Consider the following 19,343-nt stretch of genomic DNA (forward strand, 5'->3'; position numbering starts at 1 on the left):
CGATGACGGTATTGCGTACCCTGTGGCGGCTGGCACTGGCCGCTGTCCTGAGCACTGCGCTGGCCGCGCCGGCGCAGGCCCAGCTCAAACCCGTGCCGGCGCTGACAAGCCGTCTCACCGACACCGCCGGCATGCTCGATGCGACCCAGCGCCAGCGCCTGGAAGCAATCCTGGCCGAGCACGAGGCGAAGAGCGGCAACCAGATCGCGGTGTTGCTGGTCAAATCGACCGAGCCGGAAGCGATCGAGCAGTTCGGCATCCGCGTGGCCGACGCCTGGAAGCTCGGGCGCAAGGGCGTCGACGACGGCGTGCTGCTGCTGGTCGCGCGCGACAACCCGAGTTCGCTGCGCCGCCTGCGCATTGAAGCCGGGCGCGGGGTGCAGGGCGTGCTGACGGATGCGCAATCGAAGCGCGTCCTGCAGGACGTCATCGCACCACATTTTCGTCAAAACCATTACTACGAGGGCCTGGTCGCAGGCGTGGGCGCGATTGCCACCCTGCTGAACCGAGAACGATTTCCCGAGCCGGCACAGCAAATAGCACCGGCGAATACGGGCACAGACGGAGGAGGCGGGATCGGTATGGTTGGTATCTTATTGTTGGTGATCGGTTTCATGCTGGTGCGCTCGATGTTCAAGCCACGCCGCTCGCGCCTGACGCGCGGCGGCTGGGGCAGCGGCGCAACCGGGTTCGTTCTTGGTAGCATCCTCAGCAATGCTGGACGTGGCGGCGGCGGCTTCGGCGGCTTTTCCGGCGGTGGCGGTTTCGGCGGCGGCGGCGGGTTTGGCGGCGGCGGTGGCAGCTTTGACGGCGGCGGCGCCTCGGGAGACTGGTAATGGCAGACCACATGACACACGAATCATTCGGACAACGCATTGGCCGCGTCCTGCGTCACTGGCGCAGCAGCCGTGCCGACGCGCAGCGCGCCTTCCCCGAAAGCACGCTCACAGCGGCAGCCCAGGCCATCACGGCGGGCGAACAGACCCACCGCGGCGAAGTACGCTTCATCGTTGAAAAATCGCTCCCGACCGACGAGGTCTGGGACGGCATCACCAGCCGCCAGCGGGCCCTGGCCCTGTTCGCCGACTATGGCGTCTGGGACACCGAGGACAATTGCGGCGTGCTGATCTACGTGAACCTGGCCGAGCACAAGGTCGACATCGTGGCCGACCGCGGCATCGACCGCAAGATCGACGAGGCCACCTGGCAGGCCGTGTGCCGCACGATGACCGACGGTTTCAGGCGCGGGGACTTCAACGGCGCCACGCTGGCCGCCATCGGGCAGGTGAATGCGCTGCTGCGCGAGCACTTCCCGGCCCACGGGGCGCGCCCCAACGAGTTGCCGGACCGCCCGATCATGCTGTAGCCGGCAGCTTTCCGCAGGTTGGGTTGCCGTTACAATGACGGCAACCAAACCAGTTGAAAGCCCCCCATGAAACTCGCCGACAAGATCGCCCTCATCACCGGCGCCAGCCAGGGCATCGGCCTGGCCTGTGCGCAGCGCCTGGTAAAGGAAGGCGCCCGTGTCATGCTGGCCGACGTACGTCCTGAAGTGGCCGATGCCGCCGCGGCACTCGGCGACGCAGCCCGCTTCGTCGTCGCCGACGTCAGCCAGAAATCCGATGTTGACGCCTTGTTCGCCGCCACCATCGCCGCCTTCGGACGCGTCGACATCCTTGTCAATAACGCCGGCATCACCCACGCGGCCGATTTCCTCGACCTGCGCGAGGAAGATTTCGACCGCGTCATGCGCGTCAACCTGAAATCGATGTTCCTGTGCAGCCAGGCGGCCGCGCGCGATATGGTGAAGCGCCAGAGCGGCGGCTGCATCATCAACATGTCGAGCGTGAACGCCGAGCTGGTGATTCCGAACCAGGTGCCGTATGTGATCTCGAAAGGCGGCGTCAACCAGCTCACGCGTGTGGCGGCGATCGGCCTGGCCCAGCATGGTATCCGGGTGAACGCGATCGGACCGGGCACGATCCTGACGGAACTGGCGAAGCAGGCCGTACTGTCGAGCCCGGAAGCGCGGCATACGATCCTGTCGCGCACGCCCTTGGGGCGCTGCGGCGAACCGGAAGAAGTGGCCGCTATCGCCGCTTTTCTTGCCAGCGACGACGCCTCCTACATTACCGGCCAGACCCTGTATGCCGATGGTGGACGCATGCCGCTCAACTACACGGTGCCTGTACGCGAATAGCGTCAAGCGCGCGGGGCGCAGGTGCGGTGCGCCAGGCAAGCTGAGCCATTCACGGCTCGCATGTCTGGTATCTGATTTAACAATTAGACAAACATATCGCATCGCAACATAATGCACCTGTCTCCACTATTCTCCTCCAAGAAAATAGTTTTAAGCCCGCTCACAACGCGGGCTTTTTTTTGTCCGCGCACGAGGCCGCCGCGCTCCACATTGATAGAGTGGACGATATGCGAATCGTTCGCCACAGAGCTTGAATACTTGCGTCAGGTCATACCTGCGTCACAAACGGTCCCTATACTGGATTCATCTGCAGTACACGCAACCGATATGCCTGACTGCAGCCAGGTGTGCAGCGCAAACGTGCTGCACACCCACCCAACAATGTCTCTTGGCCCGATCTTGGGTTGTGCCCACCTCTCTCTCCGGTGGGCATTTTTTTTCTCAAGTTTATCCGTCTTGCATAAATATGAAGACTGACCTTGCAGCTTGTGTGCTTTTGACTATGATGAAGTTCGTGCGCCGCAACCGGGTTACCTAATCTATGTTCAGAATGACCCAAGGCGACGCTGTGACATACCAGACAAGGGAGCCGGACCGATGAATTTTCAAATCTCTGAAAAACGCACCGAACATGCATCCACCAGCCGACGCCAGCATATGGACGTCGGTTTCCTGGTTCTGAGCGAACTCAATCCACTGGTTGTGGTCGACCATCTCGAAGGAGAACAGGCCACGCTCTCCCTCCTCACCTTCGGCAACGTGCGCGAAGTGTGTCCGAAGTGCCAGCAAAGCAAGCTCAAGCTCGTGCTGCGCCAGACCTCCGTGCGCATGGCGCACCTGTTCTGTGCCGAATGCGAAAGCTGTTTCGACGCGCGCTATGCCGACGGCGCCCCGGCGCTCACCATCTGACGATTGCTTTGTCATTCACCGTGCATGCACACGCCCGCACACCGTGGTATGGTTGCCGTTTTTTCCAGCTGGTCAACCATGCCGTCCTTCTTTTTCCTCCTGCTCGATCCGCGTCTCAACAAGCTGCGCTATAGCACTGCCATCATCCTTTTCCTTGCGATCCTGGTCGCCGGGTCGATCCCGGGTGCGCGTGCCGAAATCGGCCAATATGCCCCTGGCGTGTTCCTGCATTCCTCCTCTTATTCCGTGCTGGCGCTGCTCTGGTTTACCGCCAGCCGCGGCAGCGCGGCCAGCCGCACCGTCGCAACCGTGCTGGCCATTGCGCTCATGGGCGCCATTGACGAATTGGTGCAGAGCATGTTCCCCTACCGCGGCGCCGACGTGCGCGACTGGATGGTCGACTGCAGCTCGGCCGTGGTCACCTGCGCAATCCTCTGGTTGATCTTGCCCAAGGCGGCACTGCAACGCAGCTGAGGCTGGCGAACCGCCAGTTTTCCTGAAATCACCTCTGCTTGATCTGGCTCATGCTGCACACGAGTCAGCTGGAACGTCGTGCCCGTTTGCGCCTCTTACCACAGTGGCAGACGGCATCGTCACGCATACCCACTGACAAAATCAACGGAGGATCGATCATGAAACAACAACATCAGAGCGTGGTCCTGGCGGGCTTGCTGGCCATGGCAATCAGCCTGTCGGGCTGTGCAGCCATGCGCGGCGGCAGCGATGCAGGCGGCACAGGCAGCAGCGGTGCCAGCGGCAGCAGCTCGTCCGGCACCACCGGCAGTGAGGCCGGCGGCACCTCGGGCACGGCAACCGGCACCAGCTCGGGCACTTCCGGTACGTCCGGTACGTCCGGCACCTCGGAGAGCTCGGGTACGTCCGGCACCTCTGGTACGTCCGGTAGCTCGGGCACGTCGAGCGGCACTGGCTATGACCAGTCCGGCGCCACCGGCGCGAGCGCGAGCACCGGCAGCACCAGCAAGGGCAGCTCCACCGGCACCATGTCCGACACCGCAAGCGGCAGCGCACAAGGCGCCACCGCCACCGGCAGCGCCACCGCCTCCGGATCAAGCCCGAACAGCACGATCGTCTCGATCGAAGCGGTACCACGCTCCGCCAGCGGCGCGAGCGGTGCCGGCGCCGGAGCAACCGGCAGCAGCGCAGCAGGCACATCGGGCAGCTCGATGAGCTCCGACCGCGTCTACCGTGTCACGCTGCGCATGGACGACGGCAGCACCCAGGTCGTCACGCAGGAAACCACGCCCGACTTTCGCAGCGGCGACCGCGTGAGCGTCAGCGGCGGTGCAATCGGGCGCTGACGCGGGCGCGCACGGCCTACCCCGTGCGCCGCAGGGCAAACGGGGCAGCTCGATTGCCGGCTCGTCGGTCAGGATGGATCAAGGTCTACACCGCCCCCGGCCTTCACGGTCTTCAACTGCGCATTGCGCGTTGCGGCCGAGATCACCTCGAACGGCAGCTTCGGCGTGCGGTCCGCGTTCAAGAGGCCGTTGGCTTCCTGGAAGGTGTCGGCAAACTGGGTGTAGCAGAAGCCGCTAAACATGAGGGTCTCGTTGACCGCCTTCAACAGCCCACGATACAGCTCGTGGAAACCCTCGGCCGTGGTCGAACGTGAATAACCCCAGGTACCCTCGTCGGGCGTACTCTTGGTGTCGAACGCGATGCCGCCGAATTCCGTCAGCACGATCGGCTGGCCGCGGTGCGGGAAGCCGTCCAGCGTCAGGATGCGCCCGCCAGGACGACGCTGGTCGAACAAGGTACGCACCGGGTCGGTGACGGCATAGCGCGCGCCAAGCTTTTCCGGATCGCAATCGTAGTCATGGATGCCGAGGATGTCGGTGGCCGAGGCTTCCCAGCCGTCGTTGCCGATCACCGGCCGCGTCGCGTCCAGCGTGCGTGTCAGGTGGTACAGCGCCTCAACGGCATTGCGGTGTGCCTGCGTCAGCGTCAGGTTCGGCACGCCCCAGGATTCGTTGAATGCCACCCAGACGATGATGCAGGGGTGACTGTAGTCGCGGTCGATCGCTTCGGTCCACTCGCGCACCATGCGCGTGATCGCCTTCGCGCTGAAGCGGTAGGCCGACGGCATCTCTTCCCAGACCAGCAGGCCCAGCTTGTCGGCCCAGTACAGGTAGCGCGGGTCTTCGATCTTCTGGTGCTTGCGCACGCCGTTGAAGCCCATCAGTTTGGCAAGTTCGACGTCGCGTTTCAGGTGTCCGTCTGACGGGGCGGTCAGGAAGGATTCCGGCCAATAGCCCTGGTCGAGCACCAGGCGCAATGTATATGGCCTTCCATTCAACATCAATCGGTCGCGGTTGATCGCAAACGAGCGCAGCGCCGTGTAGGAACGGATGCGGTCCACGACGCGGTCGCCGCAGCGCAGCGTCACTTCGGCGTCGAGCAGGGTCGGACGTTCCGGGCTCCACAGCAACTCATTGCGCGAGTCGTCGATACCCGGATCCGACAAGGCGATCTTGCGGTTCGCTTCCCCGCCCAGCAGCTTGTAATGGTCATCGGCCATCAGGTGTTCGCCGTGCCAGATCTTGACCTCGATGAACATGTCGTCGCGGATTTCACCACCCGCGAACACTTCGCAGCCGATTTCGAAGGTCTCGAAGATCGGCGTCCACTTCAGCTTCGCGATGAAGGTCTCTTCGACCTGCTCGACCCAGACCGTCTGCCAGATGCCGGTCGTGCGCGGATACCAGATCGAGTGCGGTTCCAGCAGCCAGTCCTGCTTGCCGCGCGGCTTGGCGAGGTCGGCCGGGTCATCCTCGACAAACACGGTAACGACCTGCTCGCCGTCGGCCTTCATGGCCGCGGTAATGTCGGCCGAGAATGGCGTGTGGCCACCCTCGTGCTCGGCCACCAGCTGGCCGTTGACCCAGACCCGCGCCAGATAGTCGACCGCGCCGAAGTGCAGGATCGTGCGGCCGTCGGTCGGCGTCACGGTGAACTCGCGCTCATACCAGCAGAAGCGGTGGAAGCCCGTGTCGCCAATCCCGGACATCTTCGTTTCGGGTGCGAACGGCACCTCGATTTCGTGCGTCCATTCCGCGATCTCGTCCGGCCGCTTGAAGCGCATCTCGTCGTCGAAACAGAAGCGCCATTTGCCGTTCAGGTTGATCCAGTGGTCGCGTACCAGTTGGGGACGTGGATATTCAAATTGACTCATTGTTTTCCTTTCGTTCAGCCGGAACCGGAATCAGGATGCTGCCCTCTCGTCCGTTCCTGTTGTATTCGTTGAGTGCGGCCTCGGCCGCCTGTTGCGCCCGGCCCGTCTTGCACAGCGCGACGCAGGCGCCGCCGAAGCCGGCTCCGGTCAGGCGCGCGCCGACCACGCCATCCTGCACGCGCAGAAGTGCGCACAGTTCGTCGAGCTCGGGGATCGATACCTCGTAATCGTCGCGCAGGCTGAAATGCGATGCGTTCATCAGCTCGCCGAAGCGCTCGGCAGACACACCATCGGCCGCCTCCAGCACGCGCAGGTTTTCCTGCACCACGTGGCGGGCACGGCGCCGCAGTGGTTCCGGCAGGGCTTCCACCGATTCAGCAATCTGCACATCGCGCAGCGCCGTCACGCCGAGTATGCGCGAAGCTTCCTCGCACTCGGCGCGTCGTTCGTTGTATTTGCTGGCGGCCAGCTTGCGCGCGATGCCCGAGTCAATCACGATGATCTCGACCCCCTCGGGCAGTGGCGCCAGCCGGTGCTCGAGCGTGCGTGCATCGATGAACAGCATGTTCGTTTCGTCGGCCAGGCTCGAGGCCATCTGGTCCATGATGCCGCAGTTGACGCGCGCGTATTCAATCTCGGCACGCTGGGCGATGCGCGCCAGCTTGACGTCGTCGAGTTCGAAACCGAGCATCTGGCGCAGCGCGCGCAGCATCGCCACTTCCAGCGCGGCGCTCGACGACAGGCCGGAACCGACCGGCACGTCGGTCGCCACCCAGACCCGCAGCGGCGGCACCTTGACGCCCTCGGCTTCGATCAGGCGGATGCAGCCTTCGATATAGCTGCCGAAGCCGGAGGGCGCGCTGCCATCGGGCGCGAAAGTGACGCTGGCGTCGAGCGTGCTCGAATAAAAATGGAAGTGGCCGTCGTGGCTGGCAGCGAGCGCCACCGTCGTGCGCTGGGGCGTGGCCACCGGCAGCATGAAGCCGTCGTTGTAATCCGTATGCTCGCCCAGCAGGTTCACGCGTCCGGGTGCGGATGCGTTGACCTCGGGCGCGCCGCCGAAGAAGGAATCGGTCGTCACCATGAATGAGTCTCCAGCCAAAGGGGCCGCTGGCGGCCATGCACAGTCACGGCCGGCCACTGCGGATCCAGGGTCAGGTTGTCCAGTCCCTGCGGGCCGAGAAGGAAAGTATCCTCGATTTTCAGGCCTGCGAAGCTGGGGTTGAATGCGAAGGCCATGCCCTCTTCCAGTTCGGTGGCGGTGCTGGGGGTGGCGACGATTTCGCGCGCCAGGTAGCCAGTGATGCCGCCCTGGTGGTGTTCGTTGATCGCCTGCTGGCGGTCGGCATGGTTGTAGGCCGCGGCAAAGGCGTGGTACACGGCCGACAGCGATTTGCCGGGCGTGACGGTGGCAAGGCCGGTCGCCTCGACTTCCATCAGCGCGGTTTGCTCCTGCGGCGCCGAACCGAAGGAAACGAAGCGCGTCAGGTTCGCATACAGGCCGTGCTTGCGCGCGCAGAACACGAGCATGGCGCGCGACCCGATCGGCTCATGTGACGGCGTCGGATGCCGGTACGCGGGCATGCGCCGTTCGCCGGCAGCCAGCACCAGCGCCGGATGGATGCCGCGCCGCCACAGCGCAGCAGCGCCGGCCCCGGCCAGCTCGTACTCGGTCCATTCGGGACGCGCGGCGCGCATTGTCTCTGTCATCGCTTCGGCCGCCTGGCGCCCCAGCAGGCGATAGCGTGCCTGCTCGGAGTCGACCAGCACCAGGCGCCGCTGGCGCAAGGCGTTCGGCAGCGGCTGCTCGATGCCGTGCGGGCGGTCCGACAGCACCAGGCCTTCGCCCGCCACGCCCAGCACATAGCGTGCGCGCAGTTCGACCTGGGCCCAGGGCGTGACGTGAAAAGTAAATCCCGTCGGGACTTCTTCCTCGCGCAGGCGCGCCGCCTCGATCTCGTCGGTCAGGATCACGGCGTCGCCGCGCGTGACCAGGACTTCGGCCACGCCCGTCTCCATCGTGTGCAGCACCGCGCTCGATCCGCCCGCCGTGACCCAGGCGAACCAGTCTATGCCGCGCAGGCAGATCGCCGCGGCACCGGTGGCATCCAGGCACTCGCGCAGGGATGCCAGCTTGGCCGCCACTTCGGCGGCGCGCTCCGCGCCGCTCATGCGCCCTCCTCCAGCGACACCTTAACGGCCTGTAGTTCAGCCGCCGTATTCTCGGGCAGGACGTCCATGGCGAACATGCCGGCGCCAAGCTCGGTGCCGGCCAGGTATTTCAGGCGGTCGCGCGACCGGTAAGGCGGATAGAACTGTGCGTGCAGCTGGGTTTCCGGATGCGCAGCGCCATCGGTCGGCGCCTGGTACCAGGCCATCAGGTAAGGGAAAGGCCGGTTCCACATCGTCTCGTACTTGAGCAGCACGGTTTTCAGGCAACGTGCCAGACTGGCGCGCTGGACGCTCGATAGCGATGCGAAGTCCTGGCAGGGAGCGGTCGGCAGCACCCAGACCTCGTACGGATAGCGCGCGCAGGCCGGCACGAAGGCGATCGCGTGTTCATCCTGGAACAGCACACGGCGGCCGTCGGCCACTTCATTCTTCGCCATGTCGCACAGCAGGTTGGTCGCATGCTGGAGATAGTATTCGCGTTCCTGGGCCAGCATGCGCGCCGGCACCTGCGGCACGAACGGGTAGGCATAGATCTGGCCGTGCGGATGGTGCAGCGTCACGCCGACCTCGGCGCCGCGGTTCTCGAACGGCAGCACATATTCGATCTGCGGGTTTGCGCCGATGCGGCGCGTGCGCTCGCCCCAGACCTGCAGCAGCAGTTCGATGCGCGACAGCGGCAGGTGTACCAGTGCGGTGGTCGGGTCCTGGGTGAAGACCACCACTTCGCAGTGGCCGTTCGCGGGCGCGGTCGGCACCGTCAGGTGGGGCGGATCGTGCGATTCGAGCGCGAGCGACGGAAAGCGGTTGTCGAACACGGCGATCTCATAGTCGCCCTGCGGCAGCTCGGTCGGGTTCGCCGGGTCTTTTGTTACCGCCAGCGGGTTGTATTCAGGCGGCGGCAGGAAGGTGCGGTTCTGGCGGAACCCTGCATAGGTCACCCATTCGCCGCGCAGCGGATGCCAGCGCAGATGTGGGTTGGCATGCATCGGGTCGGGGAACGGGCTGGGCGCCACGAGCCCGTCGGGAATGGGCCGGTTGCTGTACAGGGTCAGGCGTCGTCCGTCCGGCTTTGTCAGTTCTTTACTGTGCATGGCATCGCTTTATGTCGGCAGATCACATACGAGCGCAGGCTTTTCACATCCCTGCGTACGCGGCTAGGGAATGATCCTAACATGGCGTTTACGCCACAGTTTCACCTTGGAACGTATGTTTTTTCCAACAGTTAATGACTCAGCGGAGTGCCTGGGGTGGGCAGCTGTCACCAACCCCTGTTCCTCCTATGAAAACGCCGCCCGGAACGCATCGCTGCCGGGTTCCCCCAAGGCTATTGTAGGCATAAACCTACAAAACTATTAGAATTATTTACCGGGTCCAGCAAGACAAATTCTGACAACCCCAACGGGATCGTCGCCAGCGGAATCGGTCCCTGGCGCGCGCTTGTGGTAGGGCCCGCCAGGTCTATTTCGCCAGTTCGGCCAATACCGCCGTGTACATCTGCAAATTCAGCAATAACTGCTTGAGCGTGATGAATTCATGCTCGGAATGGCCTGTGTAGACCTTGCCCGGCATGCCGGGCCCGAAGCTGACCGCGTTCGGGAACAGGCGCGAATTGGTCCCGCCGCCGATGGCAACCGGTTTCGGATCCTTCATGCCCGTAAAGTACGAGAACACGTTCATCAGGATCGGCAGCTGCGGCGCATCCTTGCGCAGCCAGGGCTCGCTCGTCTTGACCGTGATGTTGGCAAGCGCCAGGTTGCGGCCCTGCCACCCGGTGAGCGCCGCGTTGACCTCACTGGTCAGCTGCTCGGCGCTCTTGCCCTGCGGGCGGCGCACGTTCAGAGACACCTCGATACCCTCGTCCTTCTGGCGGATCACCGTCGGCGCCACCGTCATCGGACCCATGAAGCTGTCGCGGTAGGCGATGTTGCCGAACTTTTCGCCGTACAGGCCCGTTCCCACCATCTCGTTCAGATAATTCACGGCGCCGCCAGCCGTGGTGTTCGGCCAGGGGGCGACGGCCAGCGCATCGGCCAGCATCGCCACCGCGTTCACGCCATCCTCGGGTTTCGAGGAATGCGCCGAGACGCCGCGCGCGCGCACGTCGAGGTCATTGCCCTTGCGCGCGAACTGGTAGCGCATGCCTTCCTGCCCGGCGCCGCGTGCCCGCACCTGGGCCTCGATGGCGGACGTCGCGTTGGCGATCGTGGCACTGGCGTCTTCCGGAATCTGGCTGCCGAAGAAGCCGCCGGCGAAGGCGGCAATGTGCGGCTCGCCAGCCGGCGGCACCACGGCGCCGGCTTTCAGGATCGTGACGGCGATCGTGCCCGAGGCCTTTTCGGCCACCACCGCCGGATACTCGGCGTCGAGCGTGATGTTCATCTGCGGCGGCTCGTGGGTTTTCAGGAAGTCGACCAGCGGTTGCCAGTTCGATTCCTCGCCCATATACACATAGAGTTCGATCCGCTTCGTGAGCGGAACCTGCTGGTCCTTCAAGGCCTTCATCGCGTACAGCGCGGTCGCGATCGGGCCCTTGTCGTCCTCGGCGCCGCGCGCCAGCAACTTGCCCGGCTCGCTCGTCTGGTCCAGCACGAACGGCGACTTCTTCCATTTCGACGGATCGACCGGCTGGACGTCGCCGTGGGTGACGACGCCGACGCGCTCTTCGCTCTTCCCCATCCCGATGACGAACACCCAGCCATGGTCGGCGAAATCGAAACCGAGACGGGTTGCCTCGGTTTTCAGGTAGTTCTTGAAGGCGATGTGCTGCGGGTCCCGGTCCGACGGGACATTCGGGTCGGCCACCGTATTGAAGCTGACCAGGCCGGCGAGCGTCTTGATGACGTCCGTGCGGTAGGTCGTCACCGCGTACTTGGCCGCTTTTACGGCGGCCGGGCTCGGGACGGCGGCGGTGCTCCCCTGGGCGGCGTCGGCCCCGGCGTGCACCGCGAGGGCCAGCAGCAGGCTGGCGAGGATGGTTCTTTTCATGGTCTCGGCTGTCTCCATTGCAAGGGCGCAACGAGTCTAGCACAGGACCTTTCCGGCGTCCGGTGCGCGCGGGCCGGCCGCCTTTTCCGGTATCGTTGCGCTTGACAACAAGACAATCGAGGACAAGCATGACTGACAAACTGGTACGCCGGATCCATCCGGCACTGCGCGACGATATCGGCGACCTGATCACCCAACGCCCTGTGCCGAGCGCGCACCTGGACCAGGTCGACCCCTTCCTGTTCCTGAATCACCACGGCCCGCAGACCTACCCGCCGCGCAACCGCGGCCTGCCTTTCGGCCCGCATCCGCATCGCGGCTTCGAGACCGTCACCTTCATCCTCGAGGGCATGCTGACGCACAAGGACAGCGCCGGCCACGAGAGCATCATCCGCGCCGGCGGCGTGCAGTGGATGACGGCCGGCAGTGGCCTGATCCACGCCGAAATCTCGCCGCCCGAATTCCTGGAAAGCGGCGGGCCGCTCGAGATCCTGCAGCTGTGGGTCAACCTGCCGCCGCACCTGAAGATGACGGCGCCGGCCTATACCGGCCTGCAGAAGGCCGATATCCCGGCCCTGGCCCTCGATGGCGGCCGCGTCACGATGCACCTGACCGCCGGCGAATGGGAAGGCACGCGCGGCCCGGTGCAGTCGCTCACCGGCGTCTTCATGAGCACGATCGAATTCAAGGCGGGCGGGCGTCTGCGCGTGCGCGACCTGGCGCAGCGCAATGTCTTCCTGTATGTCGTGCGCGGCGCGCTGCAGGCCGGCATGGCCGACGACCGCATCAGCGCTTTTCATCTGGTGGAACTGGGGGGCGAAGGCGACGAAGTCGAGATGACGGCGCTCGAAGACAGCGTCATCCTGTTCGGCCATGCCGAGCCGATCGGCGCGCCGGTGGTGTCGCACGGGCCCTTCGTGATGAACTCGCGTGCCGAGATCGAACAGGCGATCCGCGACTACCAGGCCGGGAAATTCGGCGCGCCAATGTAGGGCAGCGGCGGTGCGCCGCATGATCGAGGCCTCGATTAAAGTAGCCGGTTCAATCACTTCACGGGTTTCGCCTATGCACGCCGTCCCCCTTGTCGCCACCACGCGCGGCTACCCTGACACCGGCTACACCGTCGAAAACATCCACGCCGGTTCGATTGCGGTCGTCAATACCGAGGGCCGCCTGCTGGCCTGGGCCGGCGACCCGCAGGTCCAGACGTTTACACGCTCGGCCCTGAAGCCGTTCCAGGCCCTGCCCTTCCTTCTATCGGATGGACCGGCCAGATTCGGCCTGGCGCAAGAAGAACTGGCGCTGCTGTGCGCCAGCCATTCGGGCGAACAAAAACACCTGGCGGGGGTGCGCGCCATCCTGGGCAAGATCGATCTCGACCCCGGGCACCTCGAATGCGGCTGCGGTGCGCCACTGTACTACGAGACCAACAACCTGCCGGTGCCGCAGGACCAGGCCTGGACGCCGCTGCACCACAATTGTTCCGGTAAACACAGCGGCTTCCTGGCCTGGTGCCGCCAGCATGGCGCGCCGACCGCCGGCTATGTCGCGTCCGACCATCCGCTCCAGCGCGCCATCCGCACGGCGCTGGCGGACGCCGTGAACCTGCCGGAAGCGGATCTGCCCTCCGGCATCGACGGCTGCTCGGCGCCGAACTATGCGCTGCCGCTGGCCAGTCTCGCGCACCTGTATGCGCGCCTGGCGCAGGGCGGTTCGGATGCGCGCCTCGGCAACGCGCTGGGGCCCCTGTTCGACGCGATGACGGGACGCCCGGACATGGTCTCGGGCACCGAGCGCACCGACCTCGTCCTGATGACGGCGGGCGGTGGTGACTGGGTCGCCAAGATCGGCGCCGACGCGGTGCAGGCGATCGGCATCCGCTCGGCCGGTATCGGCATCGCGATCAAGATCGCCGACGGCAACAACCGCGGCCTGCACACGATCACCTACAACGTGCTCGATCAATTGGGGCTGCTCGACGAGGGCAAGCGTGCGGTGCTCGAACGCTTCCGCCAGCCGCAGATCAAGAATGCGCGCGGGACGGTGGCGGGCGATATTCGGCCGATGTTTACGCTGCAGCGAGCGTGAACCCTACGAAACCATTCTCCTCAACATCCCCGCCAAGGGCTCGAGCACCTCGTCATCCTTCCAATAGCTGTTGTGCGAGAGCGGATTCCAGCTCTTGAGCAGCCAGCTCACCGCGCCCTGCCCGGCATTGATGGTGCGGTCCTCGACCAGCGTGCGGTAGCCGGGCGACAGCGGCTGCAGCGGCCAGCCGAGCACGTCGTCCGGGTCGTACAGGTTGAGCCAGCGAAACAGCGGGGTCGGCGGCGCGATCGGCTTGATGTGCATGTCCTTGTGCGCGGCCACGAAAATCGGGATGTTGCAGCCGGTCGTGACGAGGCCGGTGCAGGTGCCCGCCGCCAGGAAATGCTGTTCGCGTTCGGTGAGGGAACGCCCCAGCGCCGGGCGCGACCAGGCATCGATGTCGCGCCAGATGCCGGCCTCGACCCGCCCGCCGCGCAGCGCCTTTTGTGCGTCGTAAATGTAACTCGACAGCACCTGGCAGCCGAGCGAATGGGCGAGGAAGACGACAGGCATGCCGGGGTTGGCGGGGTTGGCGGGGTTGGCGTGACACGCGGCCAGCAGCGCGCGGGCGATCTGGCTCTGCGCCAGTTCGTAGACCGAGCCCGGGTCTTCCTTGCGGTTTTCCAGGCCGGCGGCATCGGCGAAGCCGAACAGCATGAACTTGCGCAGTTCGTCGTACCGGACTTCGCTGGCGCCGTCGACGCGGTCCCAGACCGTCTGCTCGTTCTTTTGCAGGATGTCCTGGTAATACACCGAATAGAAGCCGACCCGCTCGCGCAGCGCCGGTCCGAGGCGGGTCCGCATCTCGCCAAACACGCCGGCCGCGTAATCGCGCGGCGTCTCGCCCATTCCGTGAACCGTGATCAGTGCGACCTGGGGCATGGTGCCCTCCCATGGATGTAAGAAACGGCCTCATCAATGAAGCGGATTCCTACCTCCAGCTTACCACCAGCCCCTGCGGTCATGGAGGATGTCGCATTGCGTGACACCGAAAGTTCACATTTCCCTCTTTACCGAATTTTTTGCAGGAACTATAATTTTCAAAAATATAACTGTATTTGCTCAATTGTATGTACACCGGATCGGTTTCATGACCCCGCTGCTGTTCCCCGCGTACGCGGACGCGATCCGCGAACTCGACGTGGCGGCGATCGCCTCGCCTGCCGCCCTGCCCGAACACTTCCTGCTGGCGCGCGAGGGCCGGATCAGCATGCACTACATTCCGTTCGAGCACGTCAATACCGAGGCGCGCATTGTCGTCGTCGGCATCGCCCCGGGCTTTGTGCAGTGGAAGAATGCGATGTCGGAGGCCCAGCGCCGGATGACTGCCGGCGACGACCAGGCCGAGGTACTGCGCGCTGCGCGCCTGGCCGGCGCCTTCAGCGGCGCCATCCGGCCGAACTTCGTCGCCCTGTTGGACGCCATCGGCGTGCAGCGCTGGCTCGGCATCGCCAGTTGCGCTTCCCTGTTCGACGCCGATGCCCACATGGTGCAGATCAGTGCGATCCTGCGCCATCCGGTGTTCGTCGACGGCCGCAACTACAGCGGCACACCGGGCATGGCCAAGCTTCCCTTCCTGCGCGAGCAGGTGTTGCGCTATTTCGCGCTCGAGGCGACCCAGCTGCCCGACGCGCTCTACATCCCGATGGGCAGCAGCGTTGCCGAGGGACTCGACTGGCTGGTGCGCGAAGGTGTGATCCGGCGCGACCGCATCCTGCACGGCCTGCCCCACCCGTCCGGCGCGAATGCCGAACGGGTCGCTTATTTCCTGGGCCGCAAGGAACGCGCTTCCCTGTCTTCGCGCACGAATGCGCGCCAGATCGACGCCGCCAGGTCGACCTTGATGGCCCATATGGCCGCGCTCAGCGACCGATAATTCATGAAGCGCTGGCCGCTGTTTGCAGGATGCGCACCAGCGCCGCGATATCGACCGGCTTGACCATGTGCTGCACAAACCCGGCTTCGCGCGCCCGCTCGCGGTCGCGCTCCTGGCCGTAACCGGTGGCCGCGATCAGGACCGCGGCACGCGTCTCGGGCTGCGCCCGCAGCAGCGAGGCCAGCTGGTAGCCATCCATGTCCGGCAAACCGATATCGACCACCATTGCATCGGGCGCCTCGCGCATGGCGCGCCGCAGCGCGCCGCGTCCCGTGTATTCGACCGTCACCGTGTGTCCCTGGGCCCGAAGCAGCATGGCCAGGCTGTCGGCACCGTCCGCATTGTCGTCGACCACGATCACACGCAGCGGACGGAAGGCCTGCGCGCCAGCGGCCGCCGCATGCAGGGAAGCCGGGGGCGAGGCCGGATCCATCGTCCGGGTGCACGGCAGGTCGATCGTCAACACGCTGCCCAGCCCGACGCCATCGCTGTGCGCACTCACCTCGCCGCCATGCAGCTCGATCAGCTTCTTCACCAGCGCGAGGCCAAGTCCGAGCCCGCCCTGCGAGCGCGCCAGCGTGCGGGCGCCTTGCGTGAACAGCTCGAACACGCTCGGCAGCAGGTCGGGCGGCATGCCCGAGCCGTTGTCGCGCACCTGCAGCCGCGCGCGTGCGTCCTGCAGCGCCAGCACGACGCGGATGGTGCCGGCCGGCGGCGTGTACTTCGCCGCGTTGTTGAGGATATTCGCGATGGCCTGGATCAGGCGCGTCGCATCGCCGCGCATGTAGACGGGACCATGCGGCAGGTCGACCTCGACCCGGTGCGATTTTTCCTCGATCAGCGGGTGCGTCTGGTCGAGGGCGCTGCGCACGACCTCGACCAGGTCGACCTCGTCCACCTGCAGCGTCACCAGCCCGCGCGTGACGCGCGAGACGTCGAGCAAGTCGTCGATCAGGCGGCTCATGTGCTTGACCTGGCGCGCGATGATGGCGCTCGCCTGGCGCACGCGCGGCTCGTCGCGAAACTGGATGCCCAGCAGGGCCGACGAGCTGCTGATCGGCGCCAGCGGGTTGCGCAGCTCGTGCGCCAGCATCGCCAGGAATTCGTCCTTCATCCGGGACAGGCGCTCGGCCTCGACCCGCGCCGCGCGCTCGCTCTGCAGCAGCGCGTCGCGCTCGAGCGCCGACTTGCGCGCCACCTCGTACAGGCGGGCGTTGTCCAGCGCCACCGCCGCCTGCGCGGCCACGCCGGCGACGATGCGTTCGGTGCGTTCGTTGAACACGGCTGGCTCGGGATGGCCGAAGAACAGGCTGCCGAGCACGGTCCCCGAGCGGGCCACGACCGGCACGGCCAGGTAGCTGCGCACCGGCAGGTGGCCTTGCGGCATGCCGTAGTGCGGCGGCGATTGGCCGTAGCGCGCGTCAAGCGTGATGTCGTCGCTGCGCACGATACCGTCGTTGTGGAAGGTCGGGTGGAAGATGGCGGTCGGGCGCGGCTTGCCGAACTTCTCGAATGCTTCGCGCGGCGCACCCGACAGGGTGTAGTGCAGCAGGTTCTCGCCGCGTTCGTCCTGGGCGCTGTAGAAGAACGCGCCGAACTGGGCGCCGCTCAACTGGGTGCCGGCATCCGTAATCGCCTGCAGCAGCATGTCGCCATCGAGCGTCGAGGCCAGCGCCTGGCCGGTGTGGTGCAGGACTTCGAGGATGCGCGTCTCGTCGCGCAGCGTTTCCTCGACGCGGGCGCGGCGCACCGCCTCGCGTGTCTGACGCGCCACGTCCTCGGCCAGCGCCACCTCGCGCGCAGTCCAGTCGCGCGGCGCCGCCTCGTGCAGGTAGAAGATGGCGGCCAGGCGCCCGGCTTCGATGATCGGCACCACGATCATTGCGCGCGCGCCGATGCTCGCATACCCGGGCGCGTACGGTACGGCCAGGGGATCGGCGTTGGTGTCGTCGAGCTGCAGCATTTCCCCGAGGCGCAGGCGCTCGATCAGCGCCGGCCCGAAGCTGTCCAGCGCGCGCGTCTCGCCTGCCAGGCTGGCAAGCTTGCCGTCGGTCCAGTCGCGCCCGACGGTCACCATGAGCCCGTCCCGGTCGATCTCGCCATAGCCGGCGCGTCCCACCGCCAGGTGCCGCCCGACCAGGGCGCTGGCCACTTCCATGACATCCACCGGATCGAGCAGTTCGCGCAGCACCGCGCCGAGTTTCAACTGGAAGCGGTGCTGCTGTTCGGCCAGCACGCGTGCGGTGGTGTCGGTCAGCATGCAGACCACGCCGATCACCTCGCCGCCTTCGCGCAGCGGCGAGGCCGACAGCGTGACATAGCAGCGCTCCACCTGTCCATGCTGCGCGACCTCGAGCGCCAGGTCCTCGACCAGTGCCGCCTCGCCCGCCAGGCTGGCGTCGAAGACCGGCATCACGCTGGCCCAGGCATCGGTGAATGCCTGCGCCAGGGGCTGTCCCAGGGCCGCCGGATGGCGCTCGCCCAGCAGGTCGATGCAGGCGTCGTTGTAGACCAGGCGCAGCTCCGGCGCCCAGGCCGCGAACATCGGAAAGCGCGAACCGAGCATCAGGTCGACGGTGACGCGCATGGCGGGCGGCCAGGACTTGCCGCCCGCCGGCACGGCGGTGCGCAGCAGCGCGCGCACACCATCGCTGTCGGCGTCGAGGGGAGAGGCGCGCATCGCTCGGTTCATTCTGATCCGGACGCTGGTCCGCAGGTGGTGAATCTGCCGATTATAGCGGCCAAATGCTTGCCTAAAAAGCAGCATGCACGCCGGCGTGACCGGATCATGCGCAGGGAATACAATCCATGCGCAGTGCATCAGAAACGTGGCGGCGCGCACTCACCCGGCCTGCACCGCCCTGCCTCACACCTCGATTGAAAACCGGAAACGCGACTCGGTTTGATAAAGCTCGCCGGGACGCAGGATCGTGTTCGGGAAGGCCGGCTGGTTCGGCGAATCGGGAAAGTGTTGCGGCTCCAGGCAAAAGCCGCTGCGGTGCGCGTAGACCTTGCCCTTGCCTTCGAGCGAACCGTCGAGGAAATTCCCACTGTAGAACTGCACGCCCGGCTCCTGCGTGAACAGCTCGAGCACGCGCCCGGAGCCTGGATCGCGCACGCGCGCCGCGCGCGCCAGTACGCCGGGAGCCGGCGCGTTCAGCGCGAAGCAGTGATCGTAGCCGCCGCCGTGCAGCAGCTGTTCGTGCGGCTCGCCGATGCGCGCCCCGATCGCGACTGGCGTACGGAAGTCGAAGGGCGTGCCGGCGACCGGCGCCAGGCCACCTGTCGGGATTGCGCCGTCGTCGATCGGGACAAACTTGTCCGCATCGATCGTCACTTCATGGCCAAGGATATCGCCGCCGGCGGCCAGGTTGAAATAGCTGTGCTGGGTCAGGTTGACGGGCGTGGCGCGGTCGGTCACGGCTTCGAAACGCACCACGATGTCGTTGTCCTCGCTCACGCGATAACGCACCGTGACGTCCAGCGTGCCCGGGTAGCCCTGTTCGCCATCGGCGCTGCGGTATTGAAGCACCAGTTCCTCGCCCTCGATGCGCGAGCGCCACAGCACGCGGTCGAAACCGGGCACGCCGCCATGCAGGTGGTTCGCGCCGTTGTTGACCGGCAGCGTATAGGCCTGGCCGTCGAGCGTGAAGCGCCCGCGCGCGATGCGGTTGCCGTAGCGGCCGATCAGGGCGCCGAAATACGGGCTGTCGCCGCGGTAGGGAGCCAATGTGTCGAAGCCGAGCGCCACGTCGCCGAACACGCCCTCGCGGTCGGGCACGTGGATCTCGGTGATGACGCCGCCGAAGTCGAGGATCCTGACCGTCATGCCGGACCGGTTCGTCAGTGTGAAGATGTTGACCTGGCTGCCGTCGGGCAGTTGGGCGAAGGGAGCTTGTTCGATTGCGCAGTGCACCTTG

17 protein-coding genes are annotated in these 19,343 nt (G+C 65.6%); 9 read left to right on the forward strand and 8 right to left on the reverse strand.

The annotated features are described in order from the left end of the window. Positions 1-2 precede the first annotated feature (2 nt). The 6 genes from ACHAC9_RS17330 to ACHAC9_RS17355 all read left to right on the forward strand — a co-directional run bounded on the left by ACHAC9_RS17330 (position 3) and on the right by ACHAC9_RS17355 (position 4,428). Positions 3-836: a TPM domain-containing protein gene (locus tag ACHAC9_RS17330; protein WP_435761608.1), complete on the forward strand. Its 834-nt coding sequence runs from the start codon at positions 3-5 to the stop codon at positions 834-836. A gap of 11 nt (positions 837-847) precedes the next feature. Continuing rightward, positions 848-1,366 carry a TPM domain-containing protein gene (locus ACHAC9_RS17335; protein ID WP_435761610.1) on the forward strand — a complete coding sequence of 173 codons (519 nt, stop codon included), beginning with the start codon at positions 848-850 and terminating at the stop codon, positions 1,364-1,366. 66 nt (positions 1,367-1,432) lie between these two features. Continuing rightward, entirely contained in the window at positions 1,433-2,200 is a 768-nt protein-coding gene (locus tag ACHAC9_RS17340; protein WP_435761612.1) for an SDR family NAD(P)-dependent oxidoreductase, read from the forward strand. Between the two features lie 597 nt (positions 2,201-2,797). Then, positions 2,798-3,109 carry a hypothetical protein gene (locus ACHAC9_RS17345; RefSeq protein ID WP_435761614.1) on the forward strand — a complete coding sequence of 104 codons (312 nt, stop codon included), beginning with the start codon at positions 2,798-2,800 and terminating at the stop codon, positions 3,107-3,109. Between the two features lie 78 nt (positions 3,110-3,187). Continuing rightward, entirely contained in the window at positions 3,188-3,583 is a 396-nt protein-coding gene (locus ACHAC9_RS17350; RefSeq protein WP_435761616.1) for a VanZ family protein, read from the forward strand. A 158-nt stretch (positions 3,584-3,741) separates the two neighbouring features. Beyond that, positions 3,742-4,428, forward strand: a complete 687-nt coding sequence (locus ACHAC9_RS17355) for a hypothetical protein (RefSeq protein WP_435761618.1) — start codon at positions 3,742-3,744, stop codon at positions 4,426-4,428. 68 nt (positions 4,429-4,496) lie between these two features. On the opposite strand, the gene ACHAC9_RS17360 is transcribed toward ACHAC9_RS17355, so the two are convergent. From ACHAC9_RS17360 to ACHAC9_RS17380, 5 genes are all read right to left on the reverse strand, one after another. Beyond that, positions 4,497-6,302 carry a glycoside hydrolase family 2 protein gene (locus tag ACHAC9_RS17360; protein WP_435761620.1) on the reverse strand — a complete coding sequence of 602 codons (1,806 nt, stop codon included), beginning with the start codon at positions 6,300-6,302 and terminating at the stop codon, positions 4,497-4,499. Then, positions 6,289-7,386, reverse strand: a complete 1,098-nt coding sequence (gene galK / locus ACHAC9_RS17365; RefSeq protein WP_435761622.1) for a galactokinase — start codon at positions 7,384-7,386, stop codon at positions 6,289-6,291. The genes ACHAC9_RS17360 and galK overlap by 14 nt, the downstream gene beginning before the upstream one ends. After that, complete coding sequence (locus tag ACHAC9_RS17370) at positions 7,380-8,474, reverse strand: M24 family metallopeptidase (protein ID WP_435761624.1); 1,095 nt, start codon at positions 8,472-8,474, stop codon at positions 7,380-7,382. The genes galK and ACHAC9_RS17370 overlap by 7 nt, the downstream gene beginning before the upstream one ends. Next, positions 8,471-9,565: a galactose-1-phosphate uridylyltransferase gene (galT, locus tag ACHAC9_RS17375; protein WP_435761626.1), complete on the reverse strand. Its 1,095-nt coding sequence runs from the start codon at positions 9,563-9,565 to the stop codon at positions 8,471-8,473. Before galT ends, ACHAC9_RS17370 begins: the two co-directional genes overlap by 4 nt. A gap of 367 nt (positions 9,566-9,932) precedes the next feature. Then, complete coding sequence (locus tag ACHAC9_RS17380; protein ID WP_435761628.1) at positions 9,933-11,459, reverse strand: dipeptidase; 1,527 nt, start codon at positions 11,457-11,459, stop codon at positions 9,933-9,935. 128 nt (positions 11,460-11,587) lie between these two features. Here ACHAC9_RS17380 and ACHAC9_RS17385 point away from each other — a divergent pair, with 128 nt between their 5' ends. Both ACHAC9_RS17385 and ACHAC9_RS17390 read left to right on the forward strand, forming a co-directional pair. Beyond that, the gene (locus tag ACHAC9_RS17385; RefSeq protein ID WP_435761630.1) at positions 11,588-12,451 is read left to right on the forward strand and encodes a pirin family protein; all 864 of its coding nucleotides are present in this window, start codon (positions 11,588-11,590) and stop codon (positions 12,449-12,451) included. A gap of 73 nt (positions 12,452-12,524) precedes the next feature. Further along, the gene (locus tag ACHAC9_RS17390) at positions 12,525-13,547 is read left to right on the forward strand and encodes an asparaginase (protein WP_435761632.1); all 1,023 of its coding nucleotides are present in this window, start codon (positions 12,525-12,527) and stop codon (positions 13,545-13,547) included. Positions 13,548-13,550: 3 nt separating this feature from the next. On the opposite strand, the gene ACHAC9_RS17395 is transcribed toward ACHAC9_RS17390, so the two are convergent. Then, positions 13,551-14,429, reverse strand: coding sequence for a hypothetical protein (locus ACHAC9_RS17395; protein ID WP_435761634.1), 879 nt, complete (start codon positions 14,427-14,429; stop codon positions 13,551-13,553). Between the two features lie 208 nt (positions 14,430-14,637). Between ACHAC9_RS17395 and ACHAC9_RS17400 the strand changes: the two genes are divergently transcribed. Next, positions 14,638-15,423 (forward strand): hypothetical protein, encoded by a 786-nt coding sequence (locus ACHAC9_RS17400; protein ID WP_435761636.1) that lies wholly within the window; start codon positions 14,638-14,640, stop codon positions 15,421-15,423. A gap of 1 nt (position 15,424) precedes the next feature. Here the strand turns inward: ACHAC9_RS17400 and ACHAC9_RS17405 are convergent, their stop codons facing one another. Both ACHAC9_RS17405 and ACHAC9_RS17410 read right to left on the reverse strand, forming a co-directional pair. Beyond that, positions 15,425-18,103 carry a GAF domain-containing protein gene (locus ACHAC9_RS17405; RefSeq protein WP_435761638.1) on the reverse strand — a complete coding sequence of 893 codons (2,679 nt, stop codon included), beginning with the start codon at positions 18,101-18,103 and terminating at the stop codon, positions 15,425-15,427. 186 nt (positions 18,104-18,289) lie between these two features. Further along, on the reverse strand, positions 18,290-19,339 hold the full coding sequence (locus tag ACHAC9_RS17410; protein ID WP_435761640.1) for an aldose epimerase family protein: 1,050 nt from the start codon (positions 19,337-19,339) through the stop codon (positions 18,290-18,292). Positions 19,340-19,343: the final 4 nt, after the last annotated feature.

The sequence above is a fragment of the Massilia sp. CMS3.1 genome (genome assembly GCF_051262535.1).
Taxonomy (GTDB): domain Bacteria; phylum Pseudomonadota; class Gammaproteobacteria; order Burkholderiales; family Burkholderiaceae_D; genus Telluria.